Source organism: Stenotrophomonas sp. KH_052 (genome assembly GCF_057838755.1).
The window spans coordinates 36378-56556 of the sequence record NZ_CM174475.1 but is presented as its reverse complement, the minus strand read 5'-3'; the positions used below and the strand labels follow the sequence as shown (position 1 = coordinate 56556).

Sequence of the window (20179 nt, the reverse complement as noted above, 5' to 3'; positions counted from 1 at the left end):
GATTCGGGCACAACACCTGCGTGGAGCAAGATCGGCGACAGCCTCAGCGCGCAGCCAGTGCCGACGCGATTTCCTGCTGGATCGCCCGCGCCGCGGCCTGCGGATCAGCAGCCAGACGGATCGGGCGGCCGACCACGATGGCGTCGGCGCCATCGGCGAAGGCCTGGGCTACGCCTACCGTGCGCTTCTGGTCATCACCGACCGGGCCACCGGGACGAATGCCCGGGCAGACGATCGAGAACCCGGCGCCGGTGGCGGCGCGGATCGGGCCAGCCTCCTGGCCCGAGGCGATGACGCCATCAATACCGGCGGCCTGGGCGGCCAGCGCGCGTTCGACAACGACGTCCACCGGCTCGCGGTCGATACCCATCTGCGCCAGGTCCGGGCGCCCCATCGAGGTCAGCACGGTCACCGCCAGCAAACGCATGTCGCTGCTGTTGGCGGCCGCGCAGGCTTCCATCATCGCCGGGTGCCAGCCATGGATGGTGGCGTAGCTGACCGGCCACTGCGACAGCCGCTTGATCACCGCCGCAGCCGTTGCAGGAATGTCGAAGAACTTCAGGTCGACGAACACGCGCTTGTCGCGCCGGGCCAGTTCATCGAGCACCTGGAAGTACTCGCCGGAGGCCAGCAGTTCCATGCCGATCTTGTAGAACGCCACGCTGTCGCCGAGGCGCTCGACCCACTCGAGTGCCTGCACGCGGTCAGGCACGTCCAGCGCGAAGATCAGGCGCTCGTCATCGCGCAGCGGCAGCGGCGCGCGGCTCACGGTGCGTAGTCCAGCGCGGCGCGCTTGGCATCATGGCGGGCCTGGCGCGACTGGCTGTAGTCGTTGTTGAACTGCGCCGGCTCGAAGCCGCCGTAGGTCGGGTTCGGCAGCATCCACCAGCGCTCGCCGAACCAGTCGTGGTACTGCTGCAGCAGGGCGTCGCGGCCGTCGTTGGTGTTGGCGGTCACTTCGACGAAGTCACCCAGCTGGTCGCCGAACTGCATCAGCACGCGGTACTTCTGCCCGGCCAGGCGGCGGCGGCAGTTCTTCTCGCTGCCGGCCTGCTCGCAGCCTTCAACCACGGTGCCCAGGCCGAGGAACACGCTGTCGTCGGCCACCGGCAGGCCCTGCTCGCGCAGGTTGGCCAGGGTCGCGTCCTTCAGGTGCACGGCGCGGTTGGAGATGTACAGCAGGGTCACGCCCTTGGCGTTGGCGGCCTTGGCGAAATCAACCACGCCCGGGATCGCCTTGGCCTTCTTTTCGGCCACCCACTGGTCCCAGCTCAGTTCGTCGTATTCCTTGCCGTCGCGCACCAGGCGCGCCTGGTAGGGCGAGTTGTCCAGCACGGTCTCGTCCACGTCCAGCACCACCGCTGGCTTCAGACCCTTGGCCTCGTTGCCGCGTTCTTCCGGCACCAGCGCATCCCAATGGGCTTCCTTCAGCGCCACATCGAGGTGGTCGGCGGCAGCACGGTAGGTCTGCTCGGTGATCGCCTTGTACTCCTGCGCGCGCTGCATCCACAGCACTGCGTTGAGGTTGTCGTTGGCGGTCACATCGGGCGTGCCTTCAGCCTTGGCAGCGGCAGCCGGAGCCTCCGGCGCAGCGGCGTCGGCGGCAGGCGCGTCCACGCGCTTGCAGGCGGACAGGCCCAGCGCCGCGGTGGCGAGCAGGGTCAGGGACAGGGAAACGGGACGACGCATGAAGATCACCGGCAATCAGATATACCAGCGCATTTTACCGGCAAAGCCGGTCCCGGGACGGCTATGCTTGGCGGTTGACCCGTTGCCCTTCCGGAGGCCGCCATGACCGATTCCACCCAGACCCCCGACGTCCCCCTGCTCGACGCCGTGCAGGCCCGCCTGCTGGGTTGCCTGGTAGAGAAGGAAGCGACCACCCCGGACACCTATCCGCTGACGGTCAATGCCGCCCAATCAGCCGCCAACCAGAAGACCGCCCGCGAGCCGGTGATGAACATCGACGCTGGCGGCGTGCAGCACGCACTGCGCCAGCTGGAGACGCTGGGGCTGGCTCGCCAGCACTTCTCCTCGCGCGCCGACCGCTACGAGCACCGCCTGCAGGCCGCGCTGGACCTGACCCGGCAGCAGACCGTGCTGCTGGCGCAGCTGCTGCTGCGCGGGCCGCAGACCCTGGGCGAGCTGGTCACCCGCAGCGAACGCCTGCACCGCTTCGCCGACGCCGACGAAGCCCGCCACGCCATCGAGCGCCTGCAGCAGCGCGCCCTGCTGGTAGTGCTGCCGCGCGCCAGCGGCCAGCGCGAAGACCGCTACATGCACCTGCTGTGCGGTGAAGTGGACGGCGCTGCATTGGCTGCGAAGTACGCCAGCAGCGGCGGTGGCAGCGAAGCAGCCGATCCCGGCCTGGCCGAGCGCGTGGCGCAGCTGGAAGCAGCCGTGGCCGAGCTGCAGGCGCAGCTGGCCGAACTGCGCGGTTGATGGTGGGTGCCGACCGTTGGTCGGCACTGCATCTGAATCGTGCCGACCAACGGTCGGCACCCACCGTCAGCTGCTACTGCGCCGGCCAGCGGCCGGCACTACCCGACGTCAGCCGCACCCAAGGTGGCGTACAGCCGACTGGGCGTATCGATGCCCGGCAACTGGATGACCCCGCGTTCCTGCATGCCCAACCCAAGCAGGATCTTTCCGGACACCACGTTGTCCAGATCGGTAATGCCATACAGGTCCTGCACGCCCAGCACGGTGCGCGCATGGTTGAACACCGCCCGCGCCGCCTCACCGGCGTAGCCCTGCCCGGCGAAGTCCGACAGCACGGCGTAACCGATGTCCGGCGCTGGCAGGCCATCGCGCCGCACCAGACCGGCATTGCCCAGCCACGCCCCATCGGACAAGCGCTCGATCGCATACATGCCGAACCCATTCAACGCGTAGCTGTGCAGCACCCGCAGCGCGATGTACTCACGTGCCTGTTCTTCACTGCGCACGTTGCGGTCACCGATGAAGCGCACGAAGCCCGGATCATTCAACAGCGCCAGCATCGGCGCCGCATCGCGGTCGGGTTCTATCGCACGCAGGCGCAGGCGTTCGCTTTCAATGGGATGCATGCGCAGACCTCCAACCGAAACCCCGATTCTGCCTCAACGCCCGGCTGTTGCTTTTGATTTTCTTTTTTCTTTTCCGTGGCTGGCGCGCACGGAACCTGTCAGAGGCCGGGCGGGTGGGCTGGGCGGGACCGTCCGCGGCATGGGCCCGAGGCATGCCTCGGGCGGGTTGGGCAGGACGCCCAACCCCGGTCTTGCCGTGTGCGCAGGACAGCGCACACGAGCAAGCCGCGGCCGAGCCCCCATGGACGGGTTTACGGCGTGTCCCGACCAGCCCACCCGCCCGGCCCACCACGAATGCGCTGCGAACGACGCCAGCCACGAGGGGCTGCGCCGTTCGCCGATCAATCGAACAGCGCCTCGATCGCCGCCAACCCGGCACTCGCCCGCTCCTTCTTACGCGCCGCATCCGCCACCGGGTCAGCGCCATCACGCTGGATCTCCTCGGCCGGAATCTCCTCGAAGAACCGGCTCGGCTTCAGCCGCACGTGCTCGCCGAATTTGCGGGTCAGCTTGCTGTAACTCATCCACAGCTGGATCTTGGCGCGGGTGATGCCCACGTACAGCAGGCGACGCTCTTCCTGCAGGTTGCCCTCGTCCAGGCTCACCTGGTGCGGCAGCACGCCGTCCTCGCAGCCGACGATGAACACATACGGGAACTCCAGGCCCTTGGAGGCGTGCATGGTCATCATCCGGACCTGGTTGCCGCCCTCGTCCTTGTCACTGCGCGACAGCAGCGCCAGCTGGCCGGCAAGGTCGGCGGCGGTGGCACCGCGCGGGCCGCCCTCGAACCACTGCGCCAGTTCCTCGATGTTGTTGGCACGGCGCTGGTAGCTGGCCTCTTCCTTGGCCTGCTGGCGCAGCTCGCTGAGCAGGCCCGACTCCTTGGCCACCTTGCGGATCATGTCGCCGGAGCTGATCTGGCGGGTCTGCGCACGCAGGTCACGCAGGATGTCGGTGAAGCGCGCCAGGCTGTTGGCTGCGCGCGGCGGCAGCTGCTGCAGGGCACCGATCGCCTCTGCAGCCTGCGCCATCGGCATGTCCTTTTCCTGCGCCAGCTCGGCCAGCTTGGCCAACGTGCCAGCGCCCACATCGCGCTTGGGCGACTGCACCGCACGCATGAACGCGGTGTCGTCGTCCGGGTTTACCAGCAACCGCAGCCAGGCCAGCGTGTCCTTCACTTCCTGGCGTTCCAGGAACATGGTGCCGCCGGTCAGGTGATACGGGATGCGCAGCAGCTGCATCGCCTTTTCCAACGGACGTGACTGGAAGTTGCCGCGGAACAGGATGCAGAAATCGCTCCACGGCACCTTGCGCGACTGCGCCACGAAGGCGATCTCGGCGGCGACCTTTTCCGCTTCGTGTTCGCTGTTGCGGCATTCCCATACGCGGATGCGCTCGCCGTCAGCCTGGTCGCTCCACAGCTTCTTCAGGTGCTCATGCGGGTTGTTGGCGATCAGCGCGTTGGCCGCGCGCAGCACGCGGTTGGAACAGCGGTAGTTCTGTTCCAGCTTGATGATTTCCAGCGCCGGGTAATCGCGCCCCATCTGCTGCAGGTTTTCCGGATTGGCACCTCGCCAGGCGTAAATCGACTGGTCGTCGTCGCCCACGCAGGTGAAGTTGCCCTTGTCGCCAGCCAGCTGCTTCAGCAGTCGGTACTGTGCATCGTTGGTGTCCTGGCATTCGTCCACCAGCAGGTAGCCGATGCGCTCGCGCCAGGCCACGGCGATGTCCGGGTTCTCTTCCAGCACCTGCACCGGCAGCCGGATCAGGTCGTCGAAGTCGACCGCGTTGAACGCCGTCAGGCGCAGCTGGTAGCGCTCGTAGACGCTGGCCGCTTCCTTCTCGCGGTTGCTGCGAGCGGCCGCCATCGCCTGTTCGGGCGACAGCCCGGCATTCTTCGCGCGTGACACCAGGTTCTTCATGTCCTCGATGTCGTCGGGCTTGGCCCCGTACATCAGGTCCTTGATCTGTGCAGCGGCATCGTCGGCATCGAAGATCGAGAAACCGCGCTTCAGGCCCACCGCCGCGTGCTCGATCTGCAGGAACTTCAACCCCAGTGCGTGGAAGGTGCAGATGGTCACCTCGTCGGCGTCCTGCTCGCGCAGTCGCTTGGCCACGCGCTCGCGCATTTCCTTGGCCGACTTGTTGGTGAAGGTGATCGCCGCGATGCGCCGGGCCGGATAACGGCCGCAGCCGATCAGGTGGGCGATCTTTTCCACGATCACGCGCGTCTTGCCGCTGCCAGCGCCGGCGAGTACCAGCAACGGACCTTCGATGTGCAGGACGGCGGCGGCTTGGGGGGGATTGAGACCGTGCATTGGATGGGGATTGTAGCGGGGCGACGACGGGCGGACCTGACTTGCACGTGCCCCGTTCCTAAGCTATTGATTCGGCACCGGAGCCCTGGAGCAGGGTGCATGTCCCCGATTGTCTCTTCCGCCCTCCTGGGCAGCGTCCTGCTGCTGGTGGTCCCCCTGTCCGCCCGCGGCGCAGGCTGCGCACCCGGCTCGGGCACGTCGATCCTGCCAGCAGTGATGACCCAGGGCTTCCTTCAGGCGCATCCGGACCTGCATTGGCGCGAACTGGGCCTGCAGTCCTGGCGCCAGGGCAGGTCCGACCACGCACTGGTGCGCTTCAAGCGGGCGGCAGCCCACGCCGACAAGGTTTCACAGTCGCTGGTCGCACGCATGTACCAGGAGGGGGTAGGTACCGACGCCGATCCAGTTATGGCTTACATCTGGATGGATCTGGCGGCCGAACGCGGATATCGCGAGCTACTGCTCGAGCGCGAGCGTTACTGGAACCGCCTCGACGCCGGGCAGCGCCAGCGGGTGCTTGCCGAGGGACCGGCGCTGTACGCGAAGTATGGAGATGTGGTGGCCAAGCCACGAATGGAGACCGCCATGCGGTTGGAGCGCAGCCGCATGACCGGCAGCCGTACCGGCTGGGTCAGTTCGATGCTGCATGTGGAACTGTCCAGCGGTCCCGAGGCCGGTTGGCCGATCAGCGGTGACGACTATTACCGCGAGGCGTACTGGGAACCCACCGCGTACTGGTGCATGCAGGACCAGATCTGGCAGCAGGAGCATCGCAGCGGGAACGTAGAGGTCGGCCCGCTCAGCCCCGTTGAAGGCGCGGGGCGCTGACGTTCGTATTTGGCCATTGCCAGGAGGGCGATCATATGAAAGCGAAGCACGCTCCACTCTGCCTGCTGCTGGGCCTGTCGATGGCCGCTGCCGTGACCGCCAGGGAATGTCCGGTGGAGGCCCCGCGGCAGATCCCGCCAACCGTCCTGACCGGAGGCTTCTTCGATGCCCATCCGGACCTGTTCTGGCGCAGCATGGCCCAGCGGGCCGAACGGGACAAACAGCCCACCAGGGCGCTGGACTACTACAAGCGTTCGGCGCGCTACGCCGACAAGTTTTCCCAGGCCATGGTGGCGCGGCTGTATCAGGAGGGCATCGGCACCCGGGCCGATCCGGTGATGGCCTACATCTGGATGGACCTGGCCGCCGAGCGCATGTATCACGACTTCCTGGTGCTGCGGGAGCACTATTGGGCACGCTTGGACGCACTCCAGCAGGCACAGGCGATCGAGCGCGGCCAGCAGGTGTATGCCGACTACGGCGACCGCGTGGCCAAGCCTCGCATGGAGCGCGCCCTCAGGGACGGTCGCCAGCAGATCACCGGCAGCCGCCTTGGGTACGTGAGCTCCGGACTGATCGTCGTCCAGCGCCGCGGCAACGAGCAGGGCATCGCGACCCCGGGCAGCATCGTCTACGACAACGATTACTGGCGAGCGGCCGACTACTGGTGCCTGCAGGACAACTACTGGCGCCCCGCGCTGACGCCCAGCGTCGAGATAGGACGGCCGGACACGGTCCGCGACGACAAGGCGGTGGGCGACTAGAATTGGCTGATGGCCAAGCTCTACTTCTACTACTCGGCGATGAACGCCGGCAAGACCACGACCCTGCTGCAGAGCGCCCACAACTACCGCGAGCGCGGCATGCGGGTGGCGATCCTGACCCCGCGCCTGGATGATCGTGCCGGCGCCGGCGTGGTCGCTTCGCGGATCGGCCTGCGTGCCGATGGAATGGCCTTCGACCGCGATACCGACCTGCAACGCTGGGTGGAGCAGGATCTGGCGACGAACGGACCGATGGGCTGCGTGCTGGTGGACGAGGCGCAGTTCCTCACCCGTGCCCAGGTCTGGCAGCTCAGCGAAATCGTGGATCAGCTGCGCATTCCGGTGCTGTGCTACGGCCTGCGCACCGACTTCCGCGGTGAGCTGTTCGAAGGCAGCCAGTACCTGCTGGCCTGGGCCGACGAGATGCAAGAGATCAAGACCATCTGCCACAGCGGAAAGAAGGCGACGATGACGGTGCGCGTGGACGAGCATGGCCACGCCGTGCAGGACGGCCCGCAGGTGGAGATCGGCGGCAACGACCGCTACGTGTCGGTCAGCCGTGCGGAGTTCAAGAAGATCACCCGCGGCGAAGGCCGGATCGATCCGGCGCAGGCGCCCCTGCCGCTGTAAAGGGGTTCTTTTGCAGGGCTGCGCCCTGCACCTGCCGAGGCCGGAGCCAGATCCAGGGCAACGGCAAAAGCGGGCAATCCGTGGGATGGTGGGGCGGTGTGGGTGGTCAGGACACGCCGTAAACCCGTCCATGGGGGCTCGATGGCGCCATCCATGGCGCCAACGGTCCTGCCCACCCACACCGCCCCACCTCTGAAAGATCCCCACGGCTGTTGGTAGGTGTCGACCTTGGTCGACACATCTGTCAGGCATCGAATGAAACTCTGGGTCAGACCCGTTTTCCATCGGAAGACGGATCTGACCCCAAGAGCAATTCCGACAGATCGCGGAAATCTGTCGAAGGCGGGGTGGGTCCGGTTGAGGGGGCGTGAGCGCCATGGATGGCGCGACCGAGGCTACATGGACGTATTTACGCCGTCCCCCTCAACCGGACCCACCCCGCCTCCCTACAGGAAACCTGCTTCTGCCGTTGCTTCGGCTCTGGCCTCGGCAGGTGCAGGGCTGCAAGCCCTGCAAACCCACCACCCCTCTTAGTAAAGCGTGCGCTCCGGCGCACCCGCCGGCGGCGGGGTGTACTGGTACAGCCAGGTCTCGGTAAGGGTCTTGCCGCCACTGCGCAGGAACAGGCGGATGTCGATCTGCTCGGTGCTGCCCTCCGGCGGCACCAGGTCGAACATCGCGCGGTAGCCGTTGATCTCGCGCAGCGGGCGCGCCGACACGATCTCGACCCGGCCGCGGCTGGCTTCCACCACGGCCTCGACCTCGCCCTTGTCGATCAGCCTCGCCAGTTCGCCGCCTTCGAAGTCCACCGCGAAGCGCCAGCTGAAATACTCGCGCTTCTTGCCGACCACGCCGCCCAGGCCGGTGCGGCTGGCCACGCAGTGCGCCAGCGGCGGCCGTGCCGGCGGTTCGGCGCCCCAGTACAGGCGGTAGCCGACCAGCAGCTCCTGGCCCGGCTGCGGCTTTTCCTTCGGGTTCCAGAACGCCACGATGTTGTCGAAGGTCTCGTCCACGGTGGGAATCTCCACCAGCTGCACCGAGCCCTCGCCCCATTCGCCCTTCGGCTCCACCCACAGGCAGGGGCGCTTCTCGTAGAACACGCCGTCGTCCTGGTAGTGGTCGAAGTTGCGGTCGCGCTGCAGCAGGCCGAAACCACGCGGGTTGCGGTCGACGAACATGTTGAAGCGCAGGTTGCGCGGATTCAGCAGCGGTCGCCAGATCCATTCGCCGGCACCGGTCCACAGCGACAGGCCATCGGTGTCGTGGATCTCCGGGCGCCAGTCCCATGCCATGCGGCGGTCGTTCTCGCCCACCTGGTACATGCTGGTGCACGGGGCGATGCCCAGCCGCTCGATCGCCTTGCGCGGGTACAGCGCGCTGTCGATGTCCATCAGCAGCACATCACCATTGGTGATGGCGAAGCGGTAGGCACCGGCCACGCTGGGCGAATCCAGCAGGCCGTAGACCACGATCGTCTCCGAATCGGCCGATGGCTGCTCCAGGTAGTAGGCGATGAAGTCCGGGAATTCCTCCGGCTTGCCCATGCCGGTGTCGATCGCCAGGCCGCGCGCGGACTGGCCGTACTGGCCTTCCTTGCCGACCGCGCGGAAGTAGCTGGCGCCGAGGAAGGCGGCGAAGTCGCGGTCGGTGTCCTTGCGGGTGTTCAGGCGGAAGCCGGCGAAGCCCAGATCGGCCGGCAGCTCGCCGTCCTTGATGCCGCTCTTGCCGTAGTTGAACGCCGCGCCGTCATAGGCCAGCTCCTGCGCCTTGCCGTCGACCACGTCGAACATGCGCACCGGCGAGTGGAAGTACAGGCCCAGGTGGAAGAACTTGGCCTGGAACTTGCCAGGCTGGTCAGCCCACAGCGCATGGTCCTGGCGGTAGCCGATCGACTGGTACTGGTCCCAGTCCAGGCCTTCCAGGCGGCCCGGCAGCACCCGCTTGTGGCTCTTGTAGGGTGCCTGTGCCAGCGCGCGCGCCTGGCCCTTCAGGGTGGCGAAGTCGAACGGCTGCGGCTGGCCGAGGCGGCGCAGGCCCATCTGGCCGCTCTTGCTGGCCGCGCACGCGGGCAGGGACGGCAGGCCGAATGCAGCCAGGGCGAGGGAGGCATTGCGGATGAAGTCGCGTCGTTGCATGCAGGCGCGTCAGGCACAGAGGGAAGGTCGGCCATCATAGGCAGACAAACGTTAACGGGCAGCGGAGACGTGCCCTGCCCGTTCAGCTGCCGCTGGCCGCCCGCCTCAGCGCTGGCAGTGGCTGCACCAGACGCTGGCGCGCTGGCCGATGGTGGCGTGCTTCAGCGCGCGGCCACAGTTCGGGCAGGGCAGCCCGTCGCGGCCGTACACCAGCAGTTCCTGCTCGAAGTAGCCCGGTGCGCCGTCAGGGCTGATGAAATCGCGCAGGGTGGTGCCGCCACGGGTGATGGCGTAGCCGAGGATTTCCTTCACCGCGTCGGCCAGCCGCTGGTAGCGTTCGCGCGAGATCTTTCCTGCCTCGCGCAGCGGACTGATGCCGGCCTTGAACAGGCTCTCGGCGGCGTAGATGTTGCCCACGCCCACCACCACCGCCTGGTCCATCAGGAAGGTCTTCACCGGCGCGCTGCGGCCACGGCTGCGGGCGAACAGGTAGTTGCCGTCGAAGGCGTCGTCCAGCGGTTCCGGTCCCAGCCCCTGCAGCAGAGGGTGCACCTCGCCGGCCGGCTGCCAGAGCAGGCTGCCAAAGCGGCGCGGGTCGTTGAAGCGCAGCAGGCGGCCGTTGTCCAGGCTGATGTCCACATGGTCGTGCGCGCGCAACGGCGTGTCACCCGGCAGCACGCGCAAGCTGCCGGACATGCCCAGGTGCAGCACGGCACTGCCTGCGGCGGTATCCAGCAACAGGTACTTGGCACGGCGACGCACCGCGTCGATGCGCTGGCCCGGCAACTGCCCGGCCACCTCCGGCGGGATGGGCCAGCGCAGGTCGGCGCGGCGCAGGATCACCCCGTGCACGCGGCGGCCCTGCAGATGCGGCGCCAGGCCGCGGCGGGTGGTTTCGACTTCGGGCAGCTCGGGCATGCGGTGATTCTAGCGCTCCGCCGCAGACGCAGACGTCACCGCAGCCGACCTGGCCGCGGTGACGGGGGTATCAGACCTCCTGGCCTTCAACCGGTGCCTGGATGGCTACCGGAGCAGTGTCGGGAAACAGCGTGGGGAGCGTCTGCACGAAGCTGGCCACGCAGGCCTCGGCGTAGCGCTCAGCGGTCTGCCTGACCAGGGCGTAGTCATCGGCCTGCCACGCTTCCAGCGACGCCGACACCGGCTCGGCAATGCGGCAATGTGCACCTTCGCCACCGGTCAGGCGCATGGTCGGCAGCTTGCGCCGGTACGGGAAGCCCAGATCCACGTTCTGGCGCAGTTCGTACTCGGTCTCGGCATTGCCCAGTTCCTTGTAGATCAGGGTGAAGTCACCCACGGTGACCTGCACCGGCCGCGACTGCTCGGGGATGGCGCCGGGATGGGCGCTGAAGTACGTCGCCAGGGCCGCGCGTGCCTGCTGTTCCATCGAACTGAACGCCGGGTTCGGCACGGTATCCACGCGGGTACCCTTCAACTGATCCTTGCTGAAGCCGCGGCCACCGATGACGCCGGCAAACAGCGATACGGCCGCCTGTGCCGCCACGACCTTGCCCGTGGTGGAGCGTTGCACCAGGCGCAGCGCGCGGTCACCGATCGGCTGGCCGTCGGCATTGGTCTCCAGCTTGGTGCTGGTCGGAACCCGATGTTCCCAGGCGGGCGCCGGTGCCACTGCGGCGGCGTCCGCATCCTGCTGCGGCTCGGATGCGGCGGGCGGTTCGTCGGCCAGTACCGGTGCACCGAACGCGAGGCCACCAAGCAGGGTGGCGGTGAGAAGGACAGGGTTTGCTTTCACGGGGGATCCTTGGATATCGGTCAGGCCAGCACGGGCGACCCCAACAGGCATCGATCATCGCAACGGCACTGCCTCAACCTCCATGTCCCCACGACCGCGCTCCCTCACGGTCGACATGCCAAGCCCGCACTGTCTCTGCTGATCGACCGGCGCGTCGGGATCGGGTCGTGCACAGCATCGGCCGCGCGGGCAGGAACTTTAGCCTTGGCTGAAGCGCGGCCGCCCGCGCTTCAGCGCGGCGGTGCCGACAGCTCGCGCGCATCCAGGAAGCCATCACCGTTGGCATCCTGCTTGTGGAAGCGCTGCACGATCACCTGCCGCTGCTGCTCACGGGTGATCACCCTGCCCTTGCCGCCGGGCAGTTCGTCGGCGCTCAGCACGCCATCGCCATTGCGGTCCATGCGATCGAAGGCATACAGCATCCACTGCACGTACTCGGACTCGCTGACCCGGCCGTCGCCATCGCTGTCCATCCGCTGCAGGTAGCTGGTTGTGTCGGTGACCTGGGCCAGCGCCACGCCCGGCAGCAGCACCGCAAGCAGAACCCCGTACCCTGCCCTCACGCGCCCACCAGGCTGTAGCCCTTCAATCGCGCGGCATACGCCTGCAGCGCGGCGATACCGCTTTCCTCGGCCTCGCGGCACCACGCCTGCAGCTGGTGCAGCCGCTCGGCCGCATCGTGGCCGCGGGCTTCCAGCAATGCGGCCAGGCGCCCGCGGTACTCGACCAGTGTGCGGATGCGCGGGCGCTGCGCCACCCATTCGCTGAGCTGGGCACGACTGTCCGGCTTCAGCCAGCGGCCATCGTTGACCAGGCCACGGCGCAGCCGGCGCGGCAGCAGGCGGCGCAGCTTGGCCCCAGCCTGCACGGCTTCCTCGCGCAGAGCCGGCATGAACACATTGCGCTGGTAATCGGTCATCGCCTGGAAGCGGTGCGACAGCAGCGCCTTCAGGGTTTCGGCATCGGGCACCGCGATGTTCGGGCGCACGTCCATGGCCGGCGCCACCCGCAGCACCTTGGCCAGGCGCAGCGCCTGCAGCAGGCGGATCGCACTCCAGCCGATATCGAACTCCCAGCGCCGCATCGCGAAGCGCGCCGAGCTGGGGAAGGCGTGGTGATTGTTGTGCAGCTCCTCGCCACCGATCCAGAACCCCCACGGCGTGAGGTTGGTGGAGGTATCGGCCGACTCGTAGTTGCGGTAGCCCCACCAGTGGCCCAGGCCATTGACCACGCCGGCCGCCCAGAACGGGATCCACGCCATCTGGATCGCCCACAGGGCCACGCCCGGCAGGCCAAACAACACCGTGTTGATCGCGAACAGCAGCACCGGCCCCAACGTGGCATGCGGGGTATACAGACGGCGCTCGATCGCATCATCCGGGGTGCCGCGCCCGTACTGCTCGATGTCCGCGCGCTGGCCGCGGGCTTCGCGGTACAGCTCCACGCCGTGCCAGAACACCGTGCCGATGCCACGGGTGACCGGGCTGTGCGGGTCGTCCTCGGTTTCCACCTTCGCATGGTGCTTGCGGTGGATGGCCACCCACTCGCGGGTAATCATCGAGGTGGTCAGCCACAGCCAGAAGCGGAACACATGGGCCAGCGCCGGGTGGAAATCGACCCCGCGATGAGCCTGGCTGCGGTGCAGGTACAAGGTCACCGAGAAGATGGTGATCTGGGTGAAGACCAGCAGCACCGCCAGCATGGCCCACCAGCCCAGGCCGAGCACACCACCGGTCAACAGTGACATCAGGGCATCTGGCATGACGGCTCTCCGGATCGACGCGGCGATGGCAGACATCATGGGCGCTTGCGTTGCAAACTGCATCCCTGCGGCGGCGATTTCCACTGCCTTCCGTGGCACCGTTCACAGTTGGGGAGCTGAGTTGTCGAGCCTTGATCCGCGCGCCTGCGCCGTTACCGTTGCCCCGTCCGCCGGGGAACTGCCGCCGTTGATCGAACTGGACCGCGCCACCGTGGTGCGCGGCCAGGTGAAGGTGCTGCACGGGCTCAGCCTGCGCATCGCACAGGGCCAGCACACCGCCCTGCTCGGCCCCAATGGCTGCGGCAAGTCCACCTTCATCAAGCTGATCACCCGCGAGCTGTACCCGCTGGCCCAGGGCGACGGCACGGTGGCGGTGAAGGTGCTGGGCCAGAACCGCTGGCAGGTAGATCGGCTGCGCTCACAGCTGGGCATCGTCACCGGCGACCTCAGCAGCAACCTGTCCGACATGCCCGGGCTGACCGTGGAACAGGCGGTGCTGTCCGGCTTCTTCGCCAGTTACGTGGTGCCGGCCTTCCGCGAAGTGACCGCCGACATGCGCGCGCGCGTTGGCGAGACGCTGGCAATGACCGGCGCGCTGTCGCTGCGTGAGCGTGCCTACGCCGAGCTGTCCGCCGGCGAGACCCGCCGCGTGCTGATCGCCCGCGCGCTGGTCAACCGGCCGCAGGCACTGCTGCTGGACGAACCCTCCACCGGCCTGGATCTGGTCGCCCGCGAGCAGCTGGTGGCCACCATGCGGGTACTGGCGCAGCAGGGCATCACCCTGGTGCTGGTGACCCACCACATCGAAGAGATCATTCCCGAGATCGAGCGGGTGGTGCTGCTGCGCGATGGCCGCGTACTGGCCGATGGCACCCGCGCCGAATTGCTGCGCAACGAACCGTTGTCGGCAGTGTTCGGCGGCGCGATTACGGTGGTCGAGCAGGAAGGCCGGCTGACCGCGTACGCGGGGTGAGGCGGAGCCCTCGGGGGAAACAAGGGGCTTGGAAACCGGCGGGCTCGCAAACCTGCGGCCTCGGAAACCGACAGGTCTGGGAGACCGACAGGCCTGGGAGACCGACAGGCCTGGGAGACCGACGGCGGTAGAGTCGACTGTTAGTCGACTATCGCGCGCAGCGCGGGATCTTTGCGAGCCAGGCGAAAGGCAGTCGACTAACAGTCGACTCTACCCCGTCGTGGTGTCATTCCCGTCGTGATGCCATGCCGTCGCCATGCCGGTGCAGCGGGCCGGATGTTCCGGCCCGCCACCGCTTTGCTCAGAACCGCAATGCCAGCGCGCGCGACTCGATCGGTGCCATCCGGCTCTGGTCCTGCAGCTGCAGGTCGCGCAGTTCATACGGCGCACCGAATCCGGCCGGCAACGCCGCCTGGTCGAACGGCAGCACCAGCTGGCCTGCGCCCGGGCCATCGAACCACGCGGCCGCATGTGCCTGTGCCACCGGCTTCAGCTGGCCATCGCGGGCCGTGGCGTACAGCGTGCCTCGCGCCTCATAGCGGCCGGCGGCGGCCACCTGCAGCGGCAGCGCCACCTGGCGGCTGGCCGGATCCGGTGCGGCTTGGCCACTGAAACGGGCAGTCGCCCGTGCCACCGCAAAGGCCACCTTGCCATCGCGCAGCACACCGTCGGCCTGGGCGAACACCTGCAATTCCCACAGCCCCTGCACGGTTCCGACATCGGCCGGGATACTTACCTGCGCGCGCAGCGCACCATCGGTGGTGCGCAGCAACCGCTGCGGCCAGCTGCGGCCATCCGGTGCGACCAGCAGGGCTTCACCGCCCAGCCCACCACGACGCGATGCCAGCTGCGCGGTGGTGGCGCCGTCTTCCAGCAGGCGTGCCTGCAGCTGCACGTTGCCGCCGGCCAGCACCTGCGCCTGGTTGGCCTGCACCTCCAGGCGCAGCGGGCTGTTCGGCTCCAGCACCTGCACCACGTAGCGGCCTTGGGCCTGCGCGCTCTGCAGCGTGTACGCACCGACTGCACTGGTCGCGCCGGTACGCAGCATGCTGCTGCCATCGCTCACCGGCATGCCGGCATCCTGCAGCGCGCGCGCATCGACACTGCGCGCCACGCTGCTGCGGCCGGCCGGGTCGCGCACCTGCAAAGTGTTGGCCGGCAGCGCGCGGGCACCTGCGGCCGGGCTCAGCTGGATCACCGCATCGGGCGCCGTCAGTGGCAGGTCCAGGCCGCGTTGCAGCTGCGTGCCATCAACCTGCTGCCAGTAGCTGCGACTGACAGAGGCATACGGCGTGGCCGCCTGCAGCGGCTGTGCCGGGTCCAGCGCCCAGGCAAAGGCCAGTGGCGCGTGTTCGCTCTCATCGGCGGGAAGCGGCGCGGCCACTAGGGCGACGGGCACCTGATCGCCCGCACGGGCGGCCTGCAGCGGCTGCGCGGCGTGCGCTGTGGACAGGGACAGCACTGCCAGCACAGCGCTGGCCAGCAAGGTGGAATGGATCGTCATGGTCGTCTCCCTCACTGGGTCAGGTCGTTGCGCAGCAGGGTGCCGAGGCCGAAGCACTCGCGGCGGCTCTGGTTGTGGCTGAGCGGCTCTGCCCCCTGGGTACGCGCCTTGTCGGTGAACCAGGTAGTGCCGGCAGCCTTCTGGCTGCTGCACTCCAGGAAGCCATCGGAGCAGGAGGACAGCCAGTTCTGGGTGAACTCCAGGCCGACGTTGGCGGCATAGCCACCGCAGTAGCTGTTGCTGTCCCACACCGCCGACTCCACGTCGCTGCCGACCACCGCGCGGAACGGCTTGGGCAGGGCGGGACGGCCGGCGGTGCCGTACAGGTTCAGCGCGTTGTAGGTGGCCATGCTCGCCACCTGCTGCTGGCGCACCGCGTCGTTCTTGTAGCCCAGCAACCAGCCGAGCGAGGTTTCGAAGGTGTTGCCGTTGAGCACCGCATCGGCCAGCGGCGTGCCGGCCGAAGACGGCGCCAGCGCGTTGACCTTGCGCACCGTGCGGATGATCTTCGGATAGCGGCTGTCATAGGTCGGGTTGGACAGGATCCAGCGCATCACGTTGCCGCCGTTGGAGTGGGTGATCACCACCAGCTGGGTGATGCCACGGCTGTCGATGAAGCCGGTCAGCTGGTTGGCCAGGCAGCCGGCGGCTTCCGGCTTCCACATGTACTGGGTGAAGTCGCAGTTGATGACGACGTAGTTGCTGCTGTTCGGCAGGCCCTGGCGCACGGTGTCGATGATCGCCGGCTGCCAGTAGTCCTGGGTGGCGTTGGTCTGTGCGCCGGTGCCATGCACGAAGGCCACGCCGACCACGTCGGCAGCCTGTGCCGGCGCGGCTGCCAGCCCGAGGAGCAGGGCCAGGACGGTACTTCCTGTTGCGGTGCTACGCATCGCTTCTCTCCCTCTGTCAACGGATCCCCCCGACCCGGCTGGAACTGGACGGCCCCTGATGCTTGCCGTTGTGCCGATGCTCGCGGCGCGGCCGCGTGAAAGTCCGTGCGCTGCGCCCGGATTCAGGAGACTGACGTCACTCGATGACGCTTTTCATATCGCCGGGATGACCATGCCGGGTCTGGCCGTATGACCGATGGCCACTGCGGTGTCGTATACGGGCTGCGATCATGGCGCGATGTTTTTTCTCCGGAGCCCATCCATGTCGCTGATTTCCCACCCTGCCCGCCCGCTGCTCGGCCTCGCCGTCGTTGCGGCCCTGGCTGGTTGTGCCGCCACCGCCGCCAAGCCGACTGCCGTCGAAGCCAACATCACCACCAAGGCGGTGGGCTATCTGGACAAGAGCGCGGTACCGGGCAGCCTCGACCTGGTGCCGGCGCCGCCGGTGGCCGGTTCGGCCGCCCTCGCCCTCGACGAACAGGTCAGCCGTGAAGCCCGCGCGCTGCGTGGCAGCCCGCGCTTCGCCCAGGCCGGTGTCGATGCGGAACTCGGCTTCCCGGAAGGCGCCAACCACTTCTCCTGCGCCGCCGACATCGACGTCGATGCGGTGAAGACCCCGGCGCTGTACCGCCTGCTGGAGCGCAGCCGGATCGACGCCAGCGCCGCCACCAAGGCCGCCAAGAACCACTACCAGCGCCCGCGCCCGTTCATGGTCAACGGTGAACCGACCTGCGCGCCGAAGGACGAAGAAGGCCTGCGCAAGAACGGCTCGTACCCGTCCGGCCACACCTCGATCGGCTGGGCCTGGGCCCTGATTCTGTCGGAGATCGCACCGGACCGCGCCGATGCCATCCAGGCGCGCGGCCGCAACTACGGCGAGAGCCGCCTGGTGTGCAACGTGCACTGGCAGAGCGACATCCTCGAAGGCCGCTTCATGGGTGCCGCCGCCGTGGCCCGCCTGCACGACAACGCCGCGTTCAACAAGGACCTGCTGGCCGCACGCAAGGAGATTGCTGCCGCGCGCAAGGCCGGCCTGCATTCCAGCCACAACTGCGCCACCGAGAACGCGGTGCTGAAGGTGCGCCCGCAGAGCGCGCTGTAAGCGCCTGGCGGTTCAATTGTTGCCGGCCAGCGGCCGGCACTACCGGTGGGTGTGAAACAGAAGGGCCGGCATTGCGCCGGCCCTTCTTCATTGCATCACGCCATCAACCGCGTCAGAACTTCGCGGTGAACTCCACGCCCCAGGTACGCGGCTCGTTGAGGAAGCCGGTCAGGTTGTTGAAGTCGATCGCGCCGACCACGCGGGTCTGGTTGGTCAGGTTGCGGCCGAACACCGCCACATCGTACTGACCGTAATCCCAGTTGTAGCCCAGGCGCAGGCCGCCTTCCAGCGAACTACGGCCGCGGAATTCCGGCGACTCGTAGATGAAGAAGTTCACCGCGCTGCGGTAGGCCCAATCGGTGTAGGCATACAGCTCGCTGCCATCGCTGAGCGGGAAGCCGACGCGCAGGGTCGCGTTGTGGATCCACTTCGGCGCCTGCGGCAGCGGGTTGCCGTTGACCAGTGCGTAGGTGCCACCGTTGATGACGGTGGTCGGGTCGTTGATGGTGCAGCCACCGCCGCAGATCGCTACCGCCAGATCCTTGTCCTTGATCTCGGTGTCGTTGTAGCTGCTGCCGAAGGTCAGCAGCACGTTGTCGGCCAGATAGGCTTCCAGGTCCAGCTCCACGCCCTGGCCGATGGTCTTGTCGGCGTTGAGCAGGGTGGCGGTGTTGTTGGTGCCGCCCACGGCGATCAACTGCTGGCCGTCAACGTTGTAGCGGAAGACGCTCAGGCCCAGGCGCGCGCGGCGCTCGAACAGGTCGGCCTTGATGCCGGCCTCATACGAGATCACCTTCTCCGAATCGGCCTGCGACAGGCCCGGCGCGAAGGCCAGGCGGCCCTGGATCGACGGCGCGCGGAAGCCCTTGGCCACGCGGGCGTAGGCATTCACGTTGTCGGTCAGCTTGTACACGCCGCTGACATCCCAGCTGACGTCGTTGACGTCGGTGTTGGCCAGGTACGGGCCACTGACCGGGGTGCCGAACGGAAGGACGGCCTGCAGCACGCTGGCGTTGAAGTCCTTCTTGTCCTGGGTGTAGCGCACGCCGGCACGCAGCTTGAAACGGTCGGTGACATCGAAGTCACCCGAGGCAAACACCGCCCAGGCCTTGTTGCGCTGGTTCTGCACCACGTGGCCGGTCTGCGGGTTGCCCGGCTTCAGCGAGTTGTAGTTGAAGTTGTTGATGGTCACGTCTTCGTCGAAATAGAAGACGCCGGCCTGCCAGTCGAAGCGGCCCCATTCGTTGGATTCGACGCGGAACTCCTGGGTCCACTGGCGATGGTGCGGCAGGCCGTCGGCCGACTCCGATGAGAACGGGATGAAGCCCGGCCCATAGTTGCCAGCGCCCAGCGATGCGTCGCCGTAGCCACCGTCGATGTCACCACGATTGAGCGATTCGGCGGTTTCATAACCGGTGATCGAATGCAGGGTCACCGAACCGAGGTTCCACTGCAGGCGTGCGCTGCCGCCCCAGGTCTTCAGGTCGGAGAAGTTGACGCCGTCGTTGGCGACCTTGTCGCGGTCGAAGTTCTCGACCAGCGAATTGCCACCCTTTTCGATGATGTTGGCGCGGAACAGGCGAGCGGTGCCGTTGAGCTTGCGCTTGTGCAGGTTGAACAGCGCTTCGAAGTCGTCGCCTTCGTACAGGAACTGCACGCGGCCGGCGGCTTCGTCATAGCCTTCGAAACCGCTGTTGGGCGCGCCGGCACGGGTGTTGTCGACCCAGTCGTCACGGCGCTGGTAGATGGCCGACACGCGCGCCGACCAGCGATCGGTCAATGGGCCGCCGTAGGCGCCCTGAACGTTCCAGCTGTTGTAGCTGCCATAGCCCACGCGCACGTAGCCGTCGGCATCCTGCGACGGGCGCGCCGAATCGAACTTGACCACGCCGGCCGGAGTGTTGCGGCCGAACAGCGTGCCCTGCGGGCCGCGCAGCACTTCCACATTGGCCAGGTCGAACAGCGGGAAGCCCTTCAGCAGCGGGCTTTCCTGCACCACGTCGTCGTACACCAGCGACACCGGCTGCGACGCATTGAGGTCGAAATCGGTGTTGCCAAGGCCACGGATGTAGAAGCGCGGGAAGGCACGGCCGTAGGACGACTCGATGTTGAGGCTGGGCACGCGCGCGGCCAGGAAGCGGATGTCGTCGCCCGCCGAACCCAGCACATCGAGCTTCTCGCCCTGGATCGCGCTGATCGCAACCGGCACGTCCTTGGCGTTCTCGACACGGCGCTGCGCGGTCACCTGCAGGGCGTCGAGGGCAACCGGATCCTTGGCGGCGGGAGTTTCCTGGGCGGCTGCTACCAGCGGCAACAGGGCGGAAAGAGCGGCAACGAGGGGGCGCGCGACCGGAAGGCGGCCACGGGAAGTGCGGGTCGGAGACATGGCGGTAGGCTGTGTTTGGAGGGGTGGTAAAACGGCGCTACCAGATAA

General features: G+C 67.5%; 18 protein-coding genes. 6 read left to right on the top strand and 12 right to left on the bottom strand.

Annotation, left to right across the window (positions count from 1 at the left end):
• Positions 1 to 43 precede the first annotated feature (43 nt).
• A complete protein-coding gene (pyrF, locus tag AC3ITW_RS00255; RefSeq protein WP_100435628.1) occupies positions 44 to 769 on the bottom strand; it encodes an orotidine-5'-phosphate decarboxylase in 726 nt (241 codons plus the stop codon).
• On the bottom strand, positions 766 to 1689 hold the full coding sequence (locus AC3ITW_RS00250; protein ID WP_065724026.1) for a 5'-nucleotidase, lipoprotein e(P4) family: 924 nt from the start codon (positions 1687 to 1689) through the stop codon (positions 766 to 768). Before AC3ITW_RS00250 ends, pyrF begins: the two co-directional genes overlap by 4 nt.
• A 102-nt stretch (positions 1690 to 1791) precedes the next feature.
• On the opposite strand from AC3ITW_RS00250, the gene AC3ITW_RS00245 reads away from it, so the two are divergent.
• Positions 1792 to 2442 (top strand): YceH family protein, encoded by a 651-nt coding sequence (locus tag AC3ITW_RS00245; RefSeq protein ID WP_100435629.1) that lies wholly within the window; start codon positions 1792 to 1794, stop codon positions 2440 to 2442.
• A 98-nt stretch (positions 2443 to 2540) separates the two neighbouring features.
• Here AC3ITW_RS00245 and AC3ITW_RS00240 read toward each other — a convergent pair whose 3' ends face one another.
• Both AC3ITW_RS00240 and AC3ITW_RS00235 read right to left on the bottom strand, forming a co-directional pair.
• On the bottom strand, positions 2541 to 3068 hold the full coding sequence (locus AC3ITW_RS00240) for a GNAT family N-acetyltransferase (protein WP_012509631.1): 528 nt from the start codon (positions 3066 to 3068) through the stop codon (positions 2541 to 2543).
• Between the two features lie 341 nt (positions 3069 to 3409).
• Complete coding sequence (locus AC3ITW_RS00235; protein ID WP_012509630.1) at positions 3410 to 5386, bottom strand: UvrD-helicase domain-containing protein; 1977 nt, start codon at positions 5384 to 5386, stop codon at positions 3410 to 3412.
• A gap of 99 nt (positions 5387 to 5485) precedes the next feature.
• Between AC3ITW_RS00235 and AC3ITW_RS00230 the strand changes: the two genes are divergently transcribed.
• Genes AC3ITW_RS00230 through AC3ITW_RS00220 form a run of 3 tightly spaced genes read left to right on the top strand, consistent with a single transcriptional unit; the run spans position 5486 to position 7608 of the window.
• Complete coding sequence (locus AC3ITW_RS00230) at positions 5486 to 6214, top strand: SEL1-like repeat protein (RefSeq protein ID WP_012509629.1); 729 nt, start codon at positions 5486 to 5488, stop codon at positions 6212 to 6214.
• A 35-nt stretch (positions 6215 to 6249) separates the two neighbouring features.
• Positions 6250 to 6978 (top strand): SEL1-like repeat protein, encoded by a 729-nt coding sequence (locus AC3ITW_RS00225; RefSeq protein ID WP_153674886.1) that lies wholly within the window; start codon positions 6250 to 6252, stop codon positions 6976 to 6978.
• Positions 6979 to 6987: 9 nt separating this feature from the next.
• Positions 6988 to 7608, top strand: coding sequence for a thymidine kinase (locus AC3ITW_RS00220; protein ID WP_065724022.1), 621 nt, complete (start codon positions 6988 to 6990; stop codon positions 7606 to 7608).
• Between the two features lie 530 nt (positions 7609 to 8138).
• Here AC3ITW_RS00220 and AC3ITW_RS00215 read toward each other — a convergent pair.
• From AC3ITW_RS00215 to AC3ITW_RS00195, 5 genes are all read right to left on the bottom strand, one after another.
• Positions 8139 to 9743, bottom strand: coding sequence for an OpgD/OpgG family glucan biosynthesis protein (locus AC3ITW_RS00215; RefSeq protein WP_012509627.1), 1605 nt, complete (start codon positions 9741 to 9743; stop codon positions 8139 to 8141).
• Between the two features lie 105 nt (positions 9744 to 9848).
• The gene (gene mutM / locus AC3ITW_RS00210) at positions 9849 to 10661 is read right to left on the bottom strand and encodes a bifunctional DNA-formamidopyrimidine glycosylase/DNA-(apurinic or apyrimidinic site) lyase (protein ID WP_012509626.1); all 813 of its coding nucleotides are present in this window, start codon (positions 10659 to 10661) and stop codon (positions 9849 to 9851) included.
• Between the two features lie 70 nt (positions 10662 to 10731).
• Positions 10732 to 11514: a hypothetical protein gene (locus tag AC3ITW_RS00205; protein WP_004133314.1), complete on the bottom strand. Its 783-nt coding sequence runs from the start codon at positions 11512 to 11514 to the stop codon at positions 10732 to 10734.
• A gap of 230 nt (positions 11515 to 11744) precedes the next feature.
• Entirely contained in the window at positions 11745 to 12077 is a 333-nt protein-coding gene (locus AC3ITW_RS00200) for an EF-hand domain-containing protein (protein ID WP_004133313.1), read from the bottom strand.
• Positions 12074 to 13276 (bottom strand): DesA family fatty acid desaturase, encoded by a 1203-nt coding sequence (locus AC3ITW_RS00195; protein WP_485617576.1) that lies wholly within the window; start codon positions 13274 to 13276, stop codon positions 12074 to 12076. The genes AC3ITW_RS00200 and AC3ITW_RS00195 overlap by 4 nt, the downstream gene beginning before the upstream one ends.
• 121 nt (positions 13277 to 13397) lie before the next feature.
• Here AC3ITW_RS00195 and AC3ITW_RS00190 point away from each other — a divergent pair, with 121 nt between their 5' ends.
• The gene (locus AC3ITW_RS00190) at positions 13398 to 14249 is read left to right on the top strand and encodes an ABC transporter ATP-binding protein (protein WP_012509624.1); all 852 of its coding nucleotides are present in this window, start codon (positions 13398 to 13400) and stop codon (positions 14247 to 14249) included.
• Between the two features lie 301 nt (positions 14250 to 14550).
• Here the strand turns inward: AC3ITW_RS00190 and AC3ITW_RS00185 are convergent, their stop codons facing one another.
• On the bottom strand, positions 14551 to 15753 hold the full coding sequence (locus tag AC3ITW_RS00185; protein WP_489389945.1) for a DUF4785 domain-containing protein: 1203 nt from the start codon (positions 15751 to 15753) through the stop codon (positions 14551 to 14553).
• 11 nt (positions 15754 to 15764) lie between these two features.
• Positions 15765 to 16643 carry a hypothetical protein gene (locus tag AC3ITW_RS00180; RefSeq protein ID WP_489389944.1) on the bottom strand — a complete coding sequence of 293 codons (879 nt, stop codon included), beginning with the start codon at positions 16641 to 16643 and terminating at the stop codon, positions 15765 to 15767.
• Positions 16644 to 16905: 262 nt separating this feature from the next.
• Here AC3ITW_RS00180 and AC3ITW_RS00175 point away from each other — a divergent pair, with 262 nt between their 5' ends.
• Positions 16906 to 17745, top strand: a complete 840-nt coding sequence (locus AC3ITW_RS00175; protein WP_489389943.1) for an acid phosphatase — start codon at positions 16906 to 16908, stop codon at positions 17743 to 17745.
• Positions 17746 to 17857: 112 nt separating this feature from the next.
• Here the strand turns inward: AC3ITW_RS00175 and AC3ITW_RS00170 are convergent, their stop codons facing one another.
• Positions 17858 to 20131 (bottom strand): TonB-dependent receptor, encoded by a 2274-nt coding sequence (locus AC3ITW_RS00170; protein WP_012509621.1) that lies wholly within the window; start codon positions 20129 to 20131, stop codon positions 17858 to 17860.
• Positions 20132 to 20179: the final 48 nt, after the last annotated feature.